Annotated in this window: 20 protein-coding genes; 8 read left to right on the forward strand and 12 right to left on the reverse strand. The window is 72.9% G+C overall.

The genetic code is table 11. From position 1 onward, the window contains the following. Nucleotides 1–17: 17 nt before the first annotated feature. The 4 genes from ACZ5K7_RS27125 to ACZ5K7_RS27140 all read right to left on the reverse strand — a co-directional run bounded on the left by ACZ5K7_RS27125 (nucleotide 18) and on the right by ACZ5K7_RS27140 (nucleotide 3,789). Nucleotides 18–1,277, reverse strand: coding sequence for an RNA polymerase sigma factor (locus ACZ5K7_RS27125; RefSeq protein ID WP_468917058.1), 1,260 nt, complete (start codon nucleotides 1,275–1,277; stop codon nucleotides 18–20). Further along, complete coding sequence (locus tag ACZ5K7_RS27130) at nucleotides 1,274–1,615, reverse strand: YciI family protein (RefSeq protein WP_351696577.1); 342 nt, start codon at nucleotides 1,613–1,615, stop codon at nucleotides 1,274–1,276. The genes ACZ5K7_RS27125 and ACZ5K7_RS27130 overlap by 4 nt, the downstream gene beginning before the upstream one ends. Then, complete coding sequence (locus ACZ5K7_RS27135; RefSeq protein ID WP_468917061.1) at nucleotides 1,612–2,358, reverse strand: nuclear transport factor 2 family protein; 747 nt, start codon at nucleotides 2,356–2,358, stop codon at nucleotides 1,612–1,614. The genes ACZ5K7_RS27130 and ACZ5K7_RS27135 overlap by 4 nt, the downstream gene beginning before the upstream one ends. Before the next feature lie 84 nt (nucleotides 2,359–2,442). Beyond that, entirely contained in the window at nucleotides 2,443–3,789 is a 1,347-nt protein-coding gene (locus ACZ5K7_RS27140; RefSeq protein ID WP_468917064.1) for an FAD-binding protein, read from the reverse strand. Nucleotides 3,790–4,012: 223 nt separating this feature from the next. Between ACZ5K7_RS27140 and ACZ5K7_RS27145 the strand changes: the two genes are divergently transcribed. The 8 genes from ACZ5K7_RS27145 to hypE all read left to right on the forward strand — a co-directional run bounded on the left by ACZ5K7_RS27145 (nucleotide 4,013) and on the right by hypE (nucleotide 13,118). Beyond that, nucleotides 4,013–5,227: an acyltransferase family protein gene (locus ACZ5K7_RS27145; RefSeq protein ID WP_468917067.1), complete on the forward strand. Its 1,215-nt coding sequence runs from the start codon at nucleotides 4,013–4,015 to the stop codon at nucleotides 5,225–5,227. A gap of 20 nt (nucleotides 5,228–5,247) precedes the next feature. Further along, on the forward strand, nucleotides 5,248–6,918 hold the full coding sequence (locus tag ACZ5K7_RS27150) for a hydrogenase maturation protein (RefSeq protein ID WP_468917069.1): 1,671 nt from the start codon (nucleotides 5,248–5,250) through the stop codon (nucleotides 6,916–6,918). Next, nucleotides 6,915–7,568: a hydrogenase maturation protease gene (locus tag ACZ5K7_RS27155; RefSeq protein ID WP_468917071.1), complete on the forward strand. Its 654-nt coding sequence runs from the start codon at nucleotides 6,915–6,917 to the stop codon at nucleotides 7,566–7,568. Before ACZ5K7_RS27150 ends, ACZ5K7_RS27155 begins: the two co-directional genes overlap by 4 nt. After that, nucleotides 7,561–8,283: a hydrogenase nickel incorporation protein HypB gene (hypB, locus tag ACZ5K7_RS27160; RefSeq protein WP_351696562.1), complete on the forward strand. Its 723-nt coding sequence runs from the start codon at nucleotides 7,561–7,563 to the stop codon at nucleotides 8,281–8,283. Before ACZ5K7_RS27155 ends, hypB begins: the two co-directional genes overlap by 8 nt. Next, nucleotides 8,280–10,643, forward strand: coding sequence for a carbamoyltransferase HypF (gene hypF, locus ACZ5K7_RS27165; RefSeq protein WP_468917076.1), 2,364 nt, complete (start codon nucleotides 8,280–8,282; stop codon nucleotides 10,641–10,643). Before hypB ends, hypF begins: the two co-directional genes overlap by 4 nt. 3 nt (nucleotides 10,644–10,646) lie before the next feature. Next, nucleotides 10,647–10,937, forward strand: a complete 291-nt coding sequence (locus tag ACZ5K7_RS27170) for a HypC/HybG/HupF family hydrogenase formation chaperone (RefSeq protein ID WP_351696557.1) — start codon at nucleotides 10,647–10,649, stop codon at nucleotides 10,935–10,937. After that, complete coding sequence (gene hypD, locus ACZ5K7_RS27175; protein ID WP_351696555.1) at nucleotides 10,934–12,061, forward strand: hydrogenase formation protein HypD; 1,128 nt, start codon at nucleotides 10,934–10,936, stop codon at nucleotides 12,059–12,061. The genes ACZ5K7_RS27170 and hypD overlap by 4 nt, the downstream gene beginning before the upstream one ends. Nucleotides 12,062–12,128: 67 nt before the next feature. Continuing rightward, the gene (gene hypE, locus ACZ5K7_RS27180) at nucleotides 12,129–13,118 is read left to right on the forward strand and encodes a hydrogenase expression/formation protein HypE (protein WP_468917338.1); all 990 of its coding nucleotides are present in this window, start codon (nucleotides 12,129–12,131) and stop codon (nucleotides 13,116–13,118) included. A 50-nt stretch (nucleotides 13,119–13,168) separates the two neighbouring features. Here the strand turns inward: hypE and hypA are convergent, their stop codons facing one another. From hypA to ACZ5K7_RS27220, 8 genes are read right to left on the reverse strand one after another with little or no spacing between them, the layout of a single operon-like run. Beyond that, a complete protein-coding gene (gene hypA, locus ACZ5K7_RS27185) occupies nucleotides 13,169–13,507 on the reverse strand; it encodes a hydrogenase maturation nickel metallochaperone HypA (RefSeq protein ID WP_351696552.1) in 339 nt (112 codons plus the stop codon). Nucleotides 13,508–13,514: 7 nt separating this feature from the next. Continuing rightward, nucleotides 13,515–13,691 carry a hypothetical protein gene (locus ACZ5K7_RS27190; RefSeq protein ID WP_351696550.1) on the reverse strand — a complete coding sequence of 59 codons (177 nt, stop codon included), beginning with the start codon at nucleotides 13,689–13,691 and terminating at the stop codon, nucleotides 13,515–13,517. Between the two features lie 22 nt (nucleotides 13,692–13,713). After that, nucleotides 13,714–13,920 carry a hypothetical protein gene (locus tag ACZ5K7_RS27195; protein ID WP_351696548.1) on the reverse strand — a complete coding sequence of 69 codons (207 nt, stop codon included), beginning with the start codon at nucleotides 13,918–13,920 and terminating at the stop codon, nucleotides 13,714–13,716. Between the two features lie 29 nt (nucleotides 13,921–13,949). Then, the gene (locus tag ACZ5K7_RS27200) at nucleotides 13,950–14,555 is read right to left on the reverse strand and encodes a DUF5947 family protein (RefSeq protein ID WP_468917082.1); all 606 of its coding nucleotides are present in this window, start codon (nucleotides 14,553–14,555) and stop codon (nucleotides 13,950–13,952) included. Then, a complete protein-coding gene (locus tag ACZ5K7_RS27205) occupies nucleotides 14,552–15,100 on the reverse strand; it encodes a NifU family protein (RefSeq protein WP_468917084.1) in 549 nt (182 codons plus the stop codon). Before ACZ5K7_RS27205 ends, ACZ5K7_RS27200 begins: the two co-directional genes overlap by 4 nt. Beyond that, the gene (locus ACZ5K7_RS27210; RefSeq protein ID WP_351696539.1) at nucleotides 15,093–16,883 is read right to left on the reverse strand and encodes a nickel-dependent hydrogenase large subunit; all 1,791 of its coding nucleotides are present in this window, start codon (nucleotides 16,881–16,883) and stop codon (nucleotides 15,093–15,095) included. Before ACZ5K7_RS27210 ends, ACZ5K7_RS27205 begins: the two co-directional genes overlap by 8 nt. 54 nt (nucleotides 16,884–16,937) lie before the next feature. Beyond that, the gene (locus ACZ5K7_RS27215; RefSeq protein WP_351696537.1) at nucleotides 16,938–18,029 is read right to left on the reverse strand and encodes an NADH-quinone oxidoreductase subunit B family protein; all 1,092 of its coding nucleotides are present in this window, start codon (nucleotides 18,027–18,029) and stop codon (nucleotides 16,938–16,940) included. A 3-nt stretch (nucleotides 18,030–18,032) separates the two neighbouring features. Beyond that, complete coding sequence (locus ACZ5K7_RS27220) at nucleotides 18,033–19,523, reverse strand: hypothetical protein (RefSeq protein WP_468917087.1); 1,491 nt, start codon at nucleotides 19,521–19,523, stop codon at nucleotides 18,033–18,035. Between the last annotated feature and the right edge of the window lie 41 nt (nucleotides 19,524–19,564).

A 19,564-nucleotide genomic window follows, 5' to 3' on the forward strand; every position in this document is an offset into this window, starting at 1 on the left:
CGGCGAACCCCCGGTATCTACCCGGACCGGCACTCCGACAGCCGCTTCTCCAGGAATCGGCGTTCCGCCGCGTTCTCCACCAACGCCAGGGCCCGCTCGTACGATTCGGCCGCCTCCGGGGCACGGCCCATACGCCGCAGCAGGTCCGCACGGGTCGCCGGCAGCAGGTGGTAGTCGGCCAACTCGTCCTCCGACTCCAGCTCCGCCACCAGCGCCAGGCCGGCCTCCCCGCCCTCGGCCATGCCCACCGCGACCGCGCGGTTGAGGCGGACCACGGCCGAGGGGACGTACCGCTGGAGTTCACCGTAGAGGCCGGCGATGTCCGCCCAGTCGGTGTCGGCGGCGGTCGCCGCGGTGGCGTGGCAGGCCGCGACCGCCGCCTGGATCTGGTACGGGCCGGGGCGGCCGCGGCGCAGCGCGCCCTCCAGGAGAGCGGCGCCCTCGTCGATCTCGGCGCGGTCCCAGGCCGTGCGGTCCTGGTCCTCCAGGGTCACCAGGTCACCGGCCGCGTCCACCCGGGTGTCCCGGCGCGCGTCGTGCAGCAGCAGGAGCGCGAGCAGCCCGACGACCTCCGGCTCGTCGGGCATCAGCCGGGCAAGGAGCCGGGCCAGCCGGACGGCCTCGGCACACAGGCCGGTCCGCATCAGGTCGGCGCCGGCCGTGGCCGCGTACCCCTCGTTGAAGAGCAGGTAGAGCACGCCGAGGACGCCCGTCGTGCGGTCGGGCAGCAGATGCGCGGGCGGCACCCGGTACGGGATGCCGGCGTTGCGGATCTTCCGCTTGGCGCGCACCAGGCGCTGCGCCATCGTCGCCTCGGGGACGAGGAAGGCGCGGGCGATCTCCGGCGTGGTCAGCCCGGCGAGGGTGCGCAGGGTCAGGGCGACCCGCGCCTCGATCGGCAGCGCCGGATGACAGCAGGTGAAGATCAGCCGCAGCCGGTCGTCGGCCACACCGCTGTCGTCGCCGTCGTGATCCGGGTCGTACGGTCCCTCGTCCCGTGCCAGCACGGCAGCCTCCCGCAGCTTCGCCGCCCCCACCGCCTCCCGGCGCAGCACGTCCAGGGCGCGGTTGCGGGCCGTCGTGGTCAGCCAGGCGCCCGGGCGGCGCGGCACTCCGTCGCGCCGCCACCGCTCCAGAGCCTGGGCGAAGGCGTCCTGTGCGCACTCCTCGGCGAGGTCCCAGTCGCCGGTCACCCGGATCAGGGTGGCGACGACCTGGGACCACTCCTCGCGGAAGGCGGCGGCGACGGCCTTCTCGACGTCGTCCGTGCCACTCACTCCCAGACCGGCCGCACCTCGACCGAGCCGCCGGCGAGCGCCGCGGGGTGCCGGGAGGCGAGCGCGATGGCCTCGTCGAGGTCGGCGACCTCGATGAAGTCGAGGCCCGCCACGTACTCCTTGGTCTCGGCGAACGGCCCGTCGCTCAGCAGCACTTCGTCGCCCTGGACGCGCACGGTGGTCGCGTCGGCGGCGGGCCGCAGCCGGGCGCCGCCCTTGACGAGGTCACGGCTGCGGACCTCGTGGATGTACGAGGTGAAACGCGGGTCCTCGGCGATCTCGGCGGGGCTGAGCTCCTCGCCGCCGACGGGCGTGCAGATGAACAGGACGTACTTCATGACCGCTCCTTCCCGGCCGTCTCCTCCAGCGGCACCGACATGTGCTCGTGGGCGATCAGCCAGCTGAAACCGGTGTCCCGGTAGCCGGTGGTGACACGCACCGTCCGGTCCAGGGGCTCCCCGGTCAGGCGGGTGCCGCGGATCCGGACGAGGGCGTGGCTGAAGGCACTGCCCTCCCCGGGCCGTACCCGCAGGTCGAGCACCTCCCGGTGCACGGGCCCGTCGAGCGTCGCGAACCACCCCTCGACCGCCTTGCGGAACGCGGCGATCCCCGACCGCGCCTCGACGCCGGAGGGCCCGAAGGTCTCCACGTCGGGTGCGTAGCAGGCCGTCAGCCGCTCGACGTCCCGCTCGCGGGCGGCTTCGGTGAGCTCCGCGTCGAGTTGACGGATCGCCGTCTCGGCGTCCTCGGCGAAGCCCTCGTCCCAGAACGGCCGCACCTCCATGGCCCCGATGGTGGCCACGGGATGCCCGGCGGCGATCCGTACGGCCTCCTCCAGACTGTCGCAGTCGACGACGTCGAATCCGGCGACGTACTCCTTCGTCTCCGCGAACGGGCCGTCGGTCCGCAGCACCTCACCGTCGCGGACCCGCACGGTGACCGCCGTGTCGGGCAGCTGCAGCCGGTGGCCGTAGAGCCGGGCCCCGCGCCGGACGCCGTGCTCCTCCACCCAGGGTTCGACCGGCGCCATCCCAGAGGCGTCGGCGGTGTCGTCGCCGCAGACCAGCAACATGTACTTCATCGTTCCTCCCGGTCCTCAAGTGCTTCCTACACCCCACCGACGAACGGCGCCCCGCGGAATCGACACCCCGGCGGACGACAGTGCTCAGTACGCCATCCCGTGCCCCCTGCCGAGGATGCCGTGCGGGTCGTGGACGCCCTTGGCCCGAGCCAGGGTGTCCCACTGGTCGCCGTAGTGCTCCCGCCAGTCGGCCGGGGTCATCGGCAGCGCGTTGACGGGATAGGCGACGGCGCCCTTCGCCCGCGCGTATGCGTACGCCGCGCGGTTGGCGGCCACCATCGGATCGGCCGCGCCCGGGGCGGCCGTACGCAACAGGGCCAGCAGGAAGACGACTTCGCCAGGTGGACGGCGGAACAGCGGGGCCCGCACGGCGCGGGTGAGCAGGGGATAGAGCAGGACCACGCCGTTCTCGCGCAGGTCCCGGAAGCCGGGGTCGGCCAGGATGCCGGTCACGACGGACGCGGCGGTGTCCTCGGGCAGCAGCAGGTTCAGCCAGGGGTGCGGATGCAGCCACTCGCCGGTCGCGCGCAGGAGCTCCTCGTCGGCCGCGACCCGGTGCGCGAACTCGGCGTGTCCGAGGTCCGTGATCTCGGCCGAGTCGAAGGCGAGGCCGGCGAGGAGGCTCCGGTCGTCGGGCGGGGTCGGGCCCTGGTGGGCGGCGACGGCCTCGACCATGTAGGTCCAGCCGCCGGCGGTGTCCTCGGCCGGGCGGGCCTGGCCCTCCAGGTAGTCGAAGCGCCGGTCGGTCGCGAGCAGGTGCTGGTCGGCCAGGTAGGCGTCGAGATCGGGGTAGTACAGGCAGTAGCGGCGCACCAGGGTGGGCGCGGGGGACAGCCGGAGCGTCGCCCGGATGATCACGGCCACCTGCCCCAGGCCGGCGAGGACCGCGTCGAAGAGGGCGCCATGCCGGTCCGGCGAGCAGACCAGGTGCTCACCGGCCCCGGTCACGACCTCCAGCTCCAGCACCGAGTCCGCGACCAGACCGTGCCGGTGACTGGCGCCGCCCAGCCCGCCCGCGCTCAGCACACCGCCGACGCCGGCACCGAGGTAGTCGGTGAGGACGGGCGGCGTGAGTCCGTACGGCAGGGTGGCCGCCAGCACGTCCCGCCACAGCGCCCCGGCCCGCACCGCCACCCGGTCGCCGGCCACCGGCCCGACCGCGGTCAGCGCGGACAGGTCGAGGACGATCCCGTCCGGCGCCTGCCCCTGGCCGTAGAGCGAGTGACCGCCGGCCCGCGCGGCCACCGGGATCCCGCGCTGCCCCGCGTACACCAGCGCGTCCCCGACCTCGGCCGCGGACCGGGGCCGCAGCACGCCCAGGGGCGGCCGGCGCACCAGGTGGCCGAAGTCGTCGGCCGCCGCCCGGAGAACCTCCGGGCGGGTGTCCAGCAGGTCCTCGACGGGCGCGGAGACTCGTTCCGACGACGTCACGCGGCACGCTCCCAGAAGGCATCGGTCGACACGGGCAGGACCATCTTCGTTCCGGGAGTGCGGCGGACGGGTGTCGTTTCCCGCTTCGACGCCGGAGCATCACCGGGGGTTTACTCCGCCGGATTCCGGAGAGCAGCGTCACCGGAGTACCGCCCGTGTACCGCCGTCGTGCACCGGCCCCGTGCAGGGCCTCGTGTACGGCCCCAGTCGCTCCCCGGAGCGCATGTCGTGTGAGAGGTGTTCTGGTCTGTCCGGCTCCCGCGAGACCGCAGCCACAGTCGACGCGCCGCCCGCCCGGGCGGCGGATGCGGACCGGGCCCCGGTCCCACCGCCCCGCCCGGACACCCGGAACGGCCCGGACACCCGGAACGGCCCGCCCGCCGGCCGGCGCGACGCCTACTTCGACAACGCGAAGTACCTGGCGATCGTGCTCGTGGCCGTGGGGCACGCCTGGGAGCCGCTGCGCTCGGACAGCCGGACCGTCACCGCGCTCTACACGTTCGTCTACGCCTTCCACATGCCGGCCTTCATCATCATCTCCGGCTACTTCTCCCGCGGCTTCGACGCCAGTCCCGCCCGCGTCAAACGGCTGGTCACCGGGGTCGCCGTGCCCTACGTGGTGTTCGAGGTCGCCTACACCCTCTTCACCCGGTGGAGCGACCACGCCCCCGACCGCGAGATCAGCCTGCTGGACCCGCTGTACCTGACCTGGTTCCTGGCGGCCCTGTTCATCTGGCGGCTGACGACGCCGATCTGGCGGCTCCTGCGGTGGCCGCTGCCCCTCGCGCTCGCCGTCGCCATGCTGGCGAGCCTCACGCCGTCGATCGGCAGCGACCTCGATCTGCAGCGGGCCCTGCAGTTCCTGCCGTACTTCGTGCTCGGCCTGTGCCTGCGCCCGGAGCACTTCCGCCTGCTGCGCCGGTGGAGCGTGCGCCTTTGGGCCGTCCCCGTCGCCCTGTGCGCCCTCGCCGTGGCGTACTGGTCGGCGCCGCACCTGGGCTACCGCTGGTTCTTCCACCGGGACAGCGCCGAGCAGCTCGGCCTGCCCGCCTGGTACGGGCCCGTCATGACCCTCGCCACCTTCGGCTGCTCCCTGGTGCTGGCCGCCTGCTTCCTCGCCTGGGTGCCCGGCCGCCGCATCTGGTTCACCGCCCTCGGCGCCGGCACGCTCTACGGCTACCTGCTGCACGGCTTCGTCGCGCAGAGCGCCAAGCCCGCCCACTGGTACGACCCGGCCTGGACACACGGCCCGCTGGGCGCGGTGACGGTCACCCTCGTCGCCGCCGTGACGGTGACCCTGCTGTGCACACCGCCGGTACGCCGGGTCTTCCGGTTCGTGATGGAGCCCAAGATGGAGTGGGCGTTCCGGGTGCGGGAGGGCCAAGCGGTCCAGGACAACCGACGAAACGCCGCCGGGGTGCTTTCCGGAAACCGCTGAAGCGGCAAATATGCCGCACCATGGACATTCTGCTCGTCGCCAGCGCGTTCAACAGCCTGTCCCAACGGGTGTACGCCGAACTGTCCGACCTGGGCCACCGGGTGGACGTCGTCCTCGCCACCCACGGCCCCGACGCCGTCCGGTCCGCGGTACGGCACCGGCGCCCGGAACTGATCATCGCGCCGATGCTGAAGGCCGCACTCCCCGGGGACATCTGCCGGGACCACACCTGCCTGATCGTGCACCCGGGCCCGCCCGGCGACCGCGGCCCCTCCTCGCTCGACTGGGCCATCGCCGGGCAGGCACCCCGCTGGGGAGTGACCGTGCTCCAGGCCGAGGCGGCCGTGGACGCGGGCGCCGTCTGGGCGAGCGAGCCCTTCCCGGTGGAGCCGGTCGGCAAGAGCGACCTCTACCGCAACGAGGCCGCCGACGCCGCGCTCACCGCCGTCCACGAGGCCGTACGCCGGTTTGCGGAGGGCTCGTACAAGCCGGTGCCGCAGAGCGATCCCGCGATCCACGGCCGGATCGTCTGGCGGGACGTCTTCCGCCAGACGCGGCGGCGGATCGACTGGGCGGCCGACGACACCGAGACGGTGCTGCGCAAGCTGCGCGGCGCCGACTCGCAGCCCGGCGTGCTCGACGAACTCCTCGGCCGGGAGCTGTTCCTGCACGGCGGCCACCCCGAGGACCGACTTCACGGCCGTCCCGGTGAGCTGCTCGCGACCCGCGCGGGCGCGGTCTGCCGGGCCACCCGGGACGGCGCCGTGTGGATCCCCGAGCTGCGCCCCCGCAAGAACTCGGGCGATCCCGCCCCCTTCCGCCGCCCCGCGGCCGACGTCCTCGCCGCTCCCGGCCTCCCGGACAGCCCCGCCCCGCTCGAACTGCCCCCGGACCGCCGCACCTGGACCGACATCCGCTACCGGCAGCACGGCGACGTCGGCTTCGTCACCTTCTCCTTCCCCGGCGGTGCGATGAGCACCGCCCACTGCCGGCGCCTGCTCGCCGCCTACGAGTACGCGCTCGCCCGGCCGACCCGGGTGCTGGTGCTCGGCGGCCGCCGGGACTTCTTCTCCAACGGCATCCATCTGAACGTCATCGAGGCCGCCCCGGACCCCGCCGAGGAGTCCTGGGCCAACCTCAACGCGATGGACGACCTGGTGGAGGCCGTGCTGCGGACCACCGACCGGCTGGTCGTGGCGGCGCTCGGCGGGAACGCCGCGGCCGGCGGCGCCATGCTCGCCCTCGCCGCCGACGAGGTCTGGTGCCGCACCGGCGCCGTCCTCAATCCGCACTACCGGCGGATGGGCCTGTACGGCTCGGAGTTCTGGACGTACTCGCTGCCCCGCCGGGCCGGAGCCGAGACCGCCCGGCGGCTGACCGAGGAGGCGCAGCCGGTGAGCGCCGCGACCGCCGCCCGGACCGGCCTCGTCGACCGGCTGCTGCCGGTCCCCGCACAGCGCTTCGCCACCGAGGTCGAGGAACTGGCGACCGCGCTCGCCGGCACCCCGGATCTCGGCCGGCGCATCGCCGCCAAGGCCGCGGAGCGCGAAACCGACGAGGCACGCCGGCCGCTCGCCGCGTACCGGAAGGACGAACTCGACCGGATGCACGCCCTCTTCTTCGACCCGGCCGCCGACTACCACTCGCTGCGCTCGGACTTCGTCCGCAAGGTCCCGGGCGGCGCCCGGTGACGCGGCTGCTGGTGGCGGGCGTCGGCAACATCTTCCTCGGCGACGACTCCTTCGGCCCCGAGGTGATCCGCGCCCTGGCCCGGCGCCCACTGCCCCCCGAGGTACAGGTCCGGGACTACGGCATCCGGGGGATGGACCTCGCCTACGAACTGCTCGACGGCTGGACGGTCGCCGTGCTGGTGGACGCCGCCGCCCGCGGCCTGCGCCCCGGCACGCTCTCCCTGATCGAGCCCGACCTCCCCGACGGCGCCCAGGCGGCCCCGCCCGAGGCACACGGCATGGACCCGGCGAAGGTGCTCGCCCTCGCCGCCCACCTCGGCGACGAACCCCTGCCGCGCGTCCTCGTGCTCGCCTGCGAGCCCGGGGAACTGCCGCGCGGCGACGAGGACATCGCACCCGGCCTGAGCGAGCCCGTCCGGGACGCGGTCGAACAGGCCGTCGAAGCCCTGCACGCCCTGGTCCCGGCACTGCTCGCCGATCCCCAGGTCACGCCCTCGTTGGACCGCCCGGAGGAATCCAGGGGCCCCGCCGCGGCCGGGCTCCCGCACCCGGCCGCCACCGGCGCGGAGGATCGCCAGCGGACCAGGACGGGACCCACCCGATCCGACGGTTCTTCCGGAACTCAACGATCGAGGAGCACCCATGTGTGAGTCCGAGGAGGTCACCCGGGCCGTCCTGGCCAGGAACGACGGCCTGGCCGCGAGCCTGCGCGACGACCTGGCCGCGCGCGGGGTGAGCGTGGTGAACCTGCTCTCCAGCCCCGGCAGCGGCAAGACCGAACTGCTCGGCCGGGTGCTGGCCCGGGCGCTGGAGCGGGACGTGCCCGTCGCCGCCTTCACCGCCGACCTGGCCACCGAGAACGACGCCAGGCGCCTGGCCCGTTCGGGAGCGCCGGTGAAACAGCTGCTCACCGACGGGCTGTGCCATCTGGAGGCCCGGCAGGTACGTGGCCACCTGGAGGGCTGGCTGCCGCCGGACACCGCGCTGCTGTTCGTGGAGAACGTCGGCAATCTCGTCTGCCCGGCCTCCTACGACCTCGGCGAGCAGCTGCGGGTCGTGCTGATGGCGGTGACCGAGGGTGAGGACAAACCCGCGAAATACCCCACCGCCTTCGGCTCCGCACACCTGGTCGTGCTCACCAAGACCGACCTCGCCGGGCCGGCCGGCTTCGACGAGACCGCCTTCACCGACCAGGTGCGGCGGGTCAACCCCGGGGTGGAGATCGTCCGCTCCTGCGCCCGCACCGGCGAGGGCGTCGACACGTTCCTGGACCGGGTGCTCGCCGTACGGGACGGTGCTCCCGCGCACCGGCCGCCCCTCGCCCCGCATCCGCACGGTCACGTCCACGCGCCCAGCGCCTCGTGACGGCCCCCACCACGGCGACGGCCGTGCGCCGTCGCATCACCGTGCGCGGAACGGTGCAGGGCGTCGGCTTCCGCCCTCACGTCCACCGCCTCGCCGCCGGTCTCGCGCTCACCGGGTTCGTCAGCAACACGGCCGACGGCGTGCTCATCGAGGTCGAGGGAACGGCGGTCGGCGTCGAGCGGTTCCGCGAGCTGCTCGCCACCGAGCCGCCTCCGCTGGCCACCGTGACCGCCGTCGGCGTCGAGGAGGTGCCCGTCACCGGCGCGGACCCCGGTTTCACCATCCGCGCCACCGAGCAGTCCTCCCCGGGCCGCACCCAGCTCCCGCCCGACACCGCGACCTGCGCCGACTGCCTGCGGGAGCTGGCCGATCCGGCCGACCGCAGACACGGGCACCCCTTCATCACCTGCACCCACTGCGGACCCCGCTTCACCATCGCCACCGGCATGCCGTACGACCGCGCGATCACCACCATGTCCGGGTTCCCCATGTGTGCAGGCTGCGCCCGGGAGTACGAGGCTCCGGCCGACCGCCGCTTCCACGCCCAGCCCGTGGCCTGCCCGGACTGCGGGCCCCGCCTGCGTCTGGTGCCCGCCGCGGACAGCGGCGTGAGTGCCGCTCGCGATGGTGATGCCCTCTCACGGGCGCGAGAGCTGCTCGCGGCCGGGCGGATCGTCGCCGTGAAGGGCATCGGCGGCTACCACCTGGCCTGCGACGCCACCAACGCCCGGGCCGTCGACACCCTGCGCACCCGCAAGGCGCGCGGGGACAAGCCGTTCGCCGTGATGTGCGCGGACCTGGACGGGGCGGACCGGATCGCCGTGGCCGGGCCCGCCGAACAGGCCGCGCTCACCAGCCCCCGCCGCCCCATCGTCCTCCTCCGCCCCCGCGCCGGCGTACGGCTGGCCCCCGGGGTCTGCCCCGGCAGCCCCCACCTCGGTGTGATGCTGCCCTACACCCCCGTCCACACCCTCCTGTTCGGACTCCCCGGTGACCCGCCCGGTCCGCGCGTCCTGGTGATGACCAGCGGCAACCGCTCGGGCGAGCCGATCGTCACGGACGACGACGAGGCGCTGACCCGGCTGTTCGGACTGGCCGACGCCTGGCTCGCCCACGACCGGCCCATCGCCTCGCCCTGCGACGACTCCCTGCTGCGGGTGCGCGCCGACGGCACCGAACAGGTCCTGCGCCGCTCCCGCGGATATGTGCCCCGCCCGCTGCGCCTGCCCGTCCCGGTGCGGCCCGCGCTCGCGGTGGGCGGCGACCTCAAGAACGCGCTGTGCGTCGGCGAGGGCGACCTGGCCTGGTTCGGGCCGCACATCGGCGACATGGGCGACCTGGCGACGCTGGAGGCCGCCGTCCGCGCGGAACGGCACCTGTACCGGCTGACCGGAGTCCGCCCCGAACTGGTCGCCGCCGACCGCCACCCCGGCTACCACGCGTCGGCCTGGGCCCGCCGCCGCGCCGCTCGACTGCCCGTGCCGAAGCCGGTGTTCGTCCAGCATCACCACGCCCATGTCGCCGCCGCGATGGCGGAGGCCGGCCTCGACGGCACCACTCCGGTCATCGGCGTCGCCTTCGACGGCACCGGTTACGGCGACGACGGCACCGTCTGGGGCGGCGAGGTGCTCGTCGCCGACTACACCGGCTACCGGCGCCTGGCCCATCTCGCTCCGGCCCCGCTCCCCGGCGGTGACGCGGGAGTCGCCAACCCGTGCCGGATGGCGCTGGCCCGGCTGTGGGCGGCCGGCCTGCCCTGGGACGCGGACCTGCCCAGCGTCGCCGCCTGCTCGCGCGAGGAACTCAGGCTGCTGGCACGGCAGTTGCCGAGCCAGGTCGGCTGTGTGGCCACTTCCAGCATGGGCCGGCTCTTCGACGCCGTGTCCTCCCTCGCTGGCGTGTGCCACCGCGCCGGGTACGAGGCCCAGGCCGCCCTGGAACTGGAGGCGCAGGCCTGCCTGGCCTGGGACGAGGACACGGCCGCGTACCCCTTCGGCGACCGCTTCGACCCGGCCCCGACGCTGCGCGCGATCGTCACCGACCTGCGGCGCGGCACCCCGGTACCGGTGATCGCGGCCCGCTTCCACCGCGGTGTCGCCCGGGCGGTCCTGGAACTCTGCCGGGCAGCGCGCCGGGCCACCGGCCTGACCACCGTCGCCCTCACCGGCGGCGTCTTCGCCAACGCCCTTCTGGAGCAGGCCGGTTCCGACCTGCTGCACGGGCACGGGTTCACGGTCGTCCGGCACCGCGAGGTCCCGCCGAACGACGGCGGGCTGGCGCTCGGGCAGCTGATGGTCGCGGCCCACGGACAACCACCCCACGACGGCCCGCATACGGCAGTCGGCGACGAGACGGAGTGACCCATGTGTTTGGCAGTGCCCGGCAGAGTGGTGAGCATCGACGACACGGCCGATCCGCTCACCGGCCTGATCGACTTCGGCGGCGTGCAGAAGCAGGCGTGTCTGGAGTACGTGTCCGACGTCCGCGTCGGTGAGTACGTCATCGTCCATGTGGGCTTCGCCCTGCAGCGGCTCGACGAGGAGTCGGCCCTGGCCTCCCTCCAGCTCTTCGAGGAACTGGGGCTGCTGGAGGAGGAGTTCGGCGACGCCTGGCAGCAGGCGGCCCGGCAGGCAGAGGGGAACGAGGCCCGGTGAAGTATCTCGACGAGTTCAACGACCCCCAGCTGGCCCGCCGGCTGCTGGACGGGATCCGGTCCGTCGTCACCCGGCCCTGGGCCCTGATGGAGGTGTGCGGCGGCCAGACCCACTCGATCATCCGGCACGGCATCGACCAACTTCTCCCCGAAGAGGTGGAGTTGATCCACGGCCCGGGGTGTCCGGTCTGTGTGACCCCGCTGGAGTGCATCGACAAGGCGCTGGAGATCGCCGCCCGCCCCGGGGTGATCTTCTGCTCGTTCGGCGACATGCTGCGGGTGCCCGGCACCGACCGGGACCTGTTCCGGGTCAAGGGCGAGGGCGGTGACGTCCGTGTGGTGTACTCGCCGCTCGACGCGCTGAAGCTCGCCCAGCGGCACCCGGACCGCCAGGTGGTGTTCTTCGCCATCGGCTTCGAGACCACCGCCCCCGCCAACGCCATGGCCGTCCACCAGGCCAAACGCCTCGGGCTGACCAACTTCAGCCTGCTGGTCTCCCATGTGCGGGTCCCCCCGGCCATCGAGGCGATCATGACCGCCCCCAGCTGCCGGGTGCAGGGCTTCCTGGCCGCCGGGCACGTGTGCAGCGTGATGGGCATGGCCGAGTACCCGGAACTGGCCGCACGCCACCGGGTCCCGGTCGTCGTCACCGGCTTCGAACCGCTCGACATCCTGGAGGGCATCCGCCGCACCGTCCTTCAGCTGGAGCGCGGCGAGCACCGGGTGGAGAACGCCTACGCCCGTGCCGTGCGCGAGGACGGCAACCCGGCGGCCGTCCGCATGATCGAGGAGGTCTTCGAGGTCACCGACCGCTCCTGGCGGGGCATCGGCCCCATCCCGGCCAGCGGCTGGCGGCTCAGCGAGGCCTACCGGGCGTACGACGCCGAGCTCCGCTTCGACGTCACCGGCATCCGCACCGAGGAACCGGCCGAGTGCCGGGCCGGCGAGGTCCTGCAAGGGCTCATCAAACCCACGGAGTGCGCGGCCTTCGGCACCACCTGCACCCCGCGCACCCCGCTCGGCGCCACCATGGTCTCCAGCGAGGGCGCCTGCGCCGCCTACTACCTCTACCGCCGGATGTCCGAACCGGCGCTCCCGCGCGAGGAGATGAACCCCGTTGGCTGAGCAGACCGTCGCCGACCCGGCGAACTGGAGCTGTCCGGTGCCGATCCGTGACCAGCCGGTCGTGGTGATGGGCCACGGCGGAGGCGGCGCCCTCTCCGCCGAACTGATCGAGCAGGTCTTCGTCCCCGCCTACGGCAACGCCCTGCTCGCCGGGATGACCGACTCGGCCGTCCTCCAGCTCGGCGGCGCCCGGCTGGCTTTCTCCACCGACTCCTACGTCGTACGGCCGCTGTTCTTCCCCGGCGGCTGCCTCGGTGACCTGGCCGTCAACGGCACGGTCAACGACCTGGCGATGAGCGGCGCCCGGCCCGCCTATCTCTCCGCCGCGTTCGTCCTGGAGGAGGGCGTGGAGCTGGCCGTCGTCGAACGCGTCGCGCGGGCCATGGGCGCGGCGGCCGAGACGGCCGGAGTCACCATCGCCACCGGTGACACCAAGGTGGTCGAGGCCGGGCACGGCGACGGGGTGTACGTCACCACCGCCGGGGTCGGCCTGGTGCCCGAGCGGGTGGACATCCGGCCGCAGCGGGCCCGGCCCGGTGACGCGGTCATCGTCAGCGGGCCGATCGGACTGCACGGGGTCGCCGTCCTGAGCGTGCGCGAGGGGCTGGAGTTCGGGGTCGAGATCGCCAGTGACACCGCGCCGCTGGCCGACCTGGTCGCCACCATGCTGGACGTCACCCCGGACATCCACGTCCTGCGCGACCCGACCCGCGGTGGCCTGGCCGCCTCGCTGAACGAGATCGCCCGAGCCTCGGGAACAGGGGTGCGGCTGACCGAGCGGGCCGTCCCGGTACCGGACGCGGTCGCCAACGCCTGCGGGTTCCTCGGGCTCGACCCGCTCTACGTCGCCAACGAGGGCCGGCTCGTCGCCTTCGTCCCGCCGGCGGAGGCCGACGCCGTCCTTGCGGCGATGCGCGCCCACCCGCAGGGGGCGGGCGCGACCCGGATCGGCGAGTGCGTGGCCGACCATCCGGGGATGGTCGTGGTGGCGACCGGACTCGGCGGCACCCGGGTCGTGGACCTGCCGCTGGGGGAGCAACTCCCGCGGATCTGCTGATCAGGGCGAGACCCCGCCGGTGCCCAGGTCCGTCCCGGGCACCGGCGGAGTCATTCGACGGCGGTGATCTCCAGCTCCCGGCCGCTGCGCAGCTCGGGGCAGGGCCGGTCGCAGCGCGGGCACCAGAAGAACGGCGGCATACCCACCGCGAACTCCTCCGCGCACGGGTCGCACCAGGCCAGCGCGGGCACCTGCTCGACCACGAGGTCCGCCCCCGCCAGCGCGGTGCCGTCACGGGCCACCTCGAAGGCGAAGGTCAGGGCGTCGGGTACGACCCCGGACAGCTCGCCGACCCGGACGGACACCGCCGAGACGGTGTCCGCCCCGTCCTCCCGGGCCCATGCGCCGGCCTGCTCCACGATCGCGGTCGCGATCGACAGTTCGTGCACGACCGGCTCACGGATACCGGTGACCGGCGCGCAGCCCACCCGCGATCCGCCAGATCTTCATCTCGCGCATGATCGAGGGCAGTTCCATGACGAACAACGCGAGGGCGACGGTGCCCACGACGGCGATCTCGGCCGTCAGCACGCGCTGGGCCGTCGTTCCGGTTCTCTTTCGCTGGACCTTCATGTGGGGAACTCCCTGTTCTGTGTCATCCGGGTGGGATGTTCGGCATGACGTCCAGCAGGGTGTCGTGCCGCTTCCAGTGGATGCCGGTGGAGCGCCGCGCGTCGGCGGTGCCGTCCGGGTGGTGCCCGGTCTGGGTGGTGTGCGGCCCCTCGTTGCCCTGGTGCATACCGGGCACGTGGGACGGGGTGTCGGGCTTCGCCTGGGGTCGGCCGACTCGGATGCTTCCCATGGGTTTTCTCCTTCCTGTGTTGCCGTTCCTCAAGGGCGCTCGGTGAGCTCCTCGAAGAAACGCTCCACGGCCGGCCACATCCGGCCGCCACCGGACAGGCCGCGCCATTCCCGGCGGACCACGGCGAGCATGCGGAAGCAGTCGTCGACCGGTGCGATCCAGTGGTGGTCCAGGCCGTGGACGGTGTTGACCAGCAGCGCCTCGACGTCGGGCGCCATGCCGGCCAGGGGCGGGCAGCCGGCGACCGCCCGCTGCCAGGCCGCCGCGTCCACCTCCCAGCGCATGGCACCCGCCGGGCTCGGCCCCTCGGCGGTGACCGAGCCGTCGGCGCGCGGTACGAAGAAGACCAGTCCGACCGGGACCCCGAGGGCCGCGGTGTCGACCTTGGGGAGCCGGACCCGGCGGGTCGGGATCAGCCGGAACTGGACTTCGCCGGTGTCCTGGCCCGGCTTTCCGGGGAACAGCACCGAGCAGGGACGGCAGGCACAGCGGACCTCGGCCTGCCCGGTGTCGTACAGATGCGGATGGTTCTCGGGCACCGGGGCGGCGCACAGGTCGCACACCTCCGCCTCCGCCGCCGGCCGGTGGTCGGCGGCGGAGCGGATGAGGCGGGCCAGGGCTCCGTCGGTGCTCACCGGGCCTCCTGTGGCCGGCGCAGGGAGTCCAGGGGGACGAAGGCGGGGGCCGGGGCCTCGGGCAGCGGCTGCACGTCAACCAGCTCGGGGACCGCGGCGAGCACCGCCTCGCGGACCGCGTCGGCCACTTCCGTAGTACCTCCGCCGCACCCGGAGCCGCAACCGCCGCCCGTGGTCAGCCGCACCTGGCCCACCTGGCCCTCCACACCGGCCCACTCGACGTCACCGCCGCGTTCGCGTAGGGCGGGGCGCAGCCGCTCCACCGCGCGGGCCGCCCGGCGCTCGGGCGGGTCGGGGTGGATGTCGTGCAGGACCAGGAGGTGGTCGAGGAGTTCGTCCTCGGAAAGCCGCTCGGCCAGGGCCGCCTCAGCGAGATCCAGGACGCGGGCGAGCGCCTCGCCGTAGACCTCGGTCAGCAGGCGCACCGCCTCGACGGCGGAGCCCCCGGTCGGGCCGGGCGCGGACTCCAGCCCCTCGAGGAGCGTGTCGAGGCGGGCCAGCCGGGCCTCGACCGCCGTGCCGTCGAGCCGCCCGGGGTCAGCCATGATTCGCCCCGTACGTCGGCGAGTGCGTGACGCTGAGCGTCTTGCCCTTGCCCGTGTACATGTGGACACCGCACGGCAGACACGGGTCGAAGCTGCGGACCGTGCGCATGATGTCGACGCCCTTGAAGTCGTCCGGTCCGTTCTCCTCGAAGATCGGCTGGCCCTGGACGGCGTCCTCGTAGGGGCCGGGGGTGCCGAACTTGTCCCGGGGGCTGGCGTTCCACGGGGTCGGCGGGTACGGGTGGTAGTTGGCGATCTTCTTGTCCTTGATCACCAGGTGGTGGGAGAGAACCCCGCGCACGGCCTCGTGGAAGCCGCAGCCGATCGCCTCGTCAGGCACCTCGAAGTCCTCGAACACCTTGGTGTCGCCGGACCGCACCAGGCCCATCGCCTCGTCCAGGAACTGCAGGGCCATGGCCGCCGCGTAGGCGACGAAGTACGGCCGGGCACGGTCCCGTTCGAGGGTGTTGGACCACTTCGGGATCTTCCACTCCAGCGTGGTCTCCGGCAGGCTCTCGCCCTTGGGCAGCGAGATCCGCACACTGGTGCCGGTGGCCTTGATGTACGGCGTGTCGACGATGCCGCTCAGCGCGGTCGACCAGAGCCGCGCCAGCGGGCCGCCGCCGGTGTCGAGGGCCAGGTGGTCGCCGGTGCGCTGGTCGAACCAGCGCGGGCTCATCACCCAGCTGTAGTTGGCGTCGAAGTCCCGCTTCTGCGGCACCGGAAGGGTCGTCTGGTTCCACGGGTGGCGCATGTCGACCGGGTTGCCCAGCGGATCGTGGGTGACGAACGGGTCCTCGTTCACCCAGTCCTCGTAGAACGAGCTGCCCAGCATGATCCTGAGGCCCAGGTTGATGTCGACCAGGTTGTTGGTGACCAGCTGGCCGTCGACCACGATGCCCGGGGTGACGTACATCGCCTTGCCCCAGCGGTCCATGTTCTCGTAGCGGTAGTCGACGACCTTCGGGTCCTGCCAGGCGCCCCAGCAGCCGAGCAGGATACGGCGCTTGCCGACCTCCTCGTAGCCCGGCAGCGCCTCGTAGAAGAAGTCGAAGACGTCGTCGTTCATGGCGACGGCCTTCTTCACGAAGTCGATGACATGCATCAGCCGGCTGAGGTAGTCGGTGAACACGGTCGGCGACGGCATGGTGCCGACACCGCCCGGATACAGCGTGGAGGGGTGGACGTGCCTGCCCTCCATCAGGCAGAACATCTCGCGGGTGGTCCGGGAGACCTTCAGGGCCTCCTTGTAGACCTCTCCCTCGAAGGGGTTGAAGGCCTTCATGATGTCCGCGATGGTCCGGTACCCGTGGATGTCACCGCGCGGCGCCGCGGTCTTCTGCGCGCGGGCCAGGACGCTCGGGTTGGTGGCCTTGACCATCTGCTCGCAGAAGTCCACGAAGACCAGGTTGTCCTGGAAGATCGTGTGGTCGAACATGTACTCGGCCGCTTCGCCGAGGTTGACGATGTGCTCGGCCAGCGGCGGCGGCTTCACGCCGTACGCCATCTGCTGGGCGTAGTCGGAGCACGTGGTGTGGTTGTCTCCGCAGATACCGCAGATCCGCGAGGTGATGAAGCCCGCGTCGCGCGGGTCCTTCCCCTTCATGAAGACGGAGTAGCCGCGGAAGAGGGAGGAGGTGCTGTGGCACTCCACCACCTCCCGGTTGGCAAAGTCGATCTTCGTGTAGATGCCCAGGTTTCCGATGATCCGGGTGATCGGATCCCAGGACATGTCCACGATCTGCTCGGGCTTGCGCCCCTTCTGCCGGGCCTCGGTTGTCATCGGCGTCGCTGACCTTTGCTGTGGGGGGAGGTGGGGCGGGAGGACTCTGGCGCCTCAGGGCCGCCAGCGCGGGGCGTACCCGCTGGTGAGCTTGCGCTTGTTGTGGCGCCACTTGGGCTCGTGGTTGACCAGGTCGTTGGTGAAGCCGCGCAGCCGGCGGATGACCGCCCCGTACGGCTTGATGGCCAGCGAGGAGAGGGTGCCGCCGGGCGGCTCGTCCATGAACGGCATGAACGCGTCCGGGAAGCCCGGCATGGTGCAGCCGATGCAGATACCGCCGACGTTGGGACAGCCGCCGACGCCGGCCATCCAGCCCCGCTTGGGCACGTTGCAGTTCACGACCGGACCCCAGCAGCCCGTCTTGACCAGACACTTGGGCGAGTTGTAGTCCATCGCGAAGGACGCCTGCTCGTAGTACGAGCCTCGGTCGCAGCCCTCGTGCACCGTGCGCCCGAACAGCCACTGCGGACGCAGCATGTGGTCCAGCGGGGGCGGGGGAGCGGTGCCGGCGGCGTGGTAGAGCACCCAGACCAGGGTCTCCATGAAGTTCTCCGGCTGTACCGGGCAGCCCGGAATGTTCACCACGGGCAGGCCGCCCTGCGACTTGTAGTCCCAGCCCAGGTAGTCCGCGAGGCCCATCGAACCGGTCGGGTTGCCGGCCATCGCGTGGATGCCGCCGAACGTGGCGCAGGTGCCGATGGCCACCACCGCCCAGGCCTTGGGCGCCAGTTGGTCGATCCAGTCGTTGAGGGTCTGCGGCTGGCCGGTCTCCGGGTCGTTGCCGAAGGACGTCCAGTAGCCCTCGCCCTCGATGATGTTCTGGTTCGGGACGGAGCCCTCGATGACGAGGATGAACGGCTGCTCCAGCTCGCCCCGTGCGGCCTTCCGGTACGGCGCGAGGAAGTCCTCGCCGCCCAGGCTCGGCGACAGCACCTTGTTGACCAGATTGACCTTCGGAATGCCCGGGATCAGGCCGAGGACCAGGTCCTCGATGGACGGCTGGTCGGCCGCGGTCACGGAGACGGTGTCGCCGTCGCAGCTCATGCCCTCGGAGATCCACAGGATGGTGATCTCGTCGAAGCCCTGGTGTTCGCCGGTTTCGGCCGGTTCGCCGCCGACGGCGGTGGTGCCGTTCTTGATGCTCATACGCTAGGCCTCCGATGGAGTGGGTCCCGTGGGCGGCTCTTGTGCCACCGCTGGGTCCGGGACGTCGGTGCCCCCGAGCGGCTCGACTTCGTCGGGCCGGAAGTAGTGGAACCGGCCGTACCAGCCGTGCAGTTCGGCCGCCGGATCGTCGTCGACGGTGACGGCGAGATGGGTGCTGCCGTCCACGTCGTGGAAGACGGCGGCCACGGTCGCGGTCCGCCCGGCCAGGAACATGTCCTGGGCGTCGGCACCCCGGCCGCGCGGGCGCAGCCGCACCGCGCTGCCGCCGCCGACCCGCACACCGTCGACCAGGACGGTGTCGGTGGCCGGGGAGAGCCCCTCGTCGGCGCCCTCCTGCCACCAGGCGGGACGGGCGGCGGCCGGCTTCAGCGAACGGATCGCGCCGTGCAGCCGCCCGAAGACCTCCGGTGGCATGGTGTCGACCCGGTCGAGGATCTCGGCGGCCCGCGGATCGGTGGCCCGGGCCTCCCGCTTCTCCTCGTCCGTCAGCAGCATGGTGCGCAGGGTGAGGATCTCGTCGATCTCACCGGCGTCGTGCAGGTCCCCGGGACTCTCCGGCGCCACCTGCGGATGGTCGGGCAGGATGATCGGCGAGGAGAGCAGCAGCCCGGAGACCGAGCCGGCGGCGGGGGTGTCGGCGGGAGGAGCGCCGCCGAGCACCGGGAACGTGAAGTCGTTACGGCAGCTCCGGGCGGCTTCCCGCAGCTCCGGGCCGGGGTCGACGAGGGAGACGAACTCCGCGCCCTCGGCGCCGAACAGGGTGTGGGTGGCGATGAGGGCGTGGCGCAGCGCCCGGTCGCGCGGGGCGTGCGGATCCGCCGCGCGTCCCTCGTGCGCGGTGCGCACCCGGAGCCGGAGGAGTCCCTCGCCGAGCCGCTCGACCACGACCGTGGTGCTCGCCGGCACCTCCTCCCGGCGCCTGATCACCCGCCCGGCGCCGGCGGGCAGCGCCGCCGTGTCGGCACCGGCGGGGGAGCCCACCGGGAAGGTGTGCTCGCCCTCGGCCAGGGCGACCGTGAGGTCGGCCTCGCGCGGTACGGCCTCCTCGAAGGTCAGGTGCACGGTCCCGTCGTCGCACGTCAGCGACTCGACCGGCCGCCGGTCCGCGTCCTCGACCTGCTTGTGCTGCATCTGCAGGTACCGCACCCGCACCCGAAGGACCGCGCCCGGCCGGACCACCCGCACCAGGCACTCCGTCTGCTGGTACCAGGAGTCCGCCGAACCCGACACGCCCGGGCGGACCGGACCGTCGGCCTCCGCCCAGTCCCTGGGGAAGAGGACCCCGAACTGCCAGCGGGCACGATTCTTCGGCGAGGACCGCCGATAGGGGTACAGCAGGTAGCCCTCGTAGAGGACGGCATCGGCGACCGCAGTCAGCTGCCCGAAGGCGTGCCCGGACCGCTCAGGAGGCGGCTTCGAGCCGTCCACCAGGGCAGTGCGGGGCGCTCTGCCGTCGACCAGTCCCTCGGCCATGCAGCCTCCTCGGATCCGTGCGCGCGCCCATACCTTCCACC

The organism is Streptomyces sp. NPDC031497 (genome assembly GCF_055580905.1).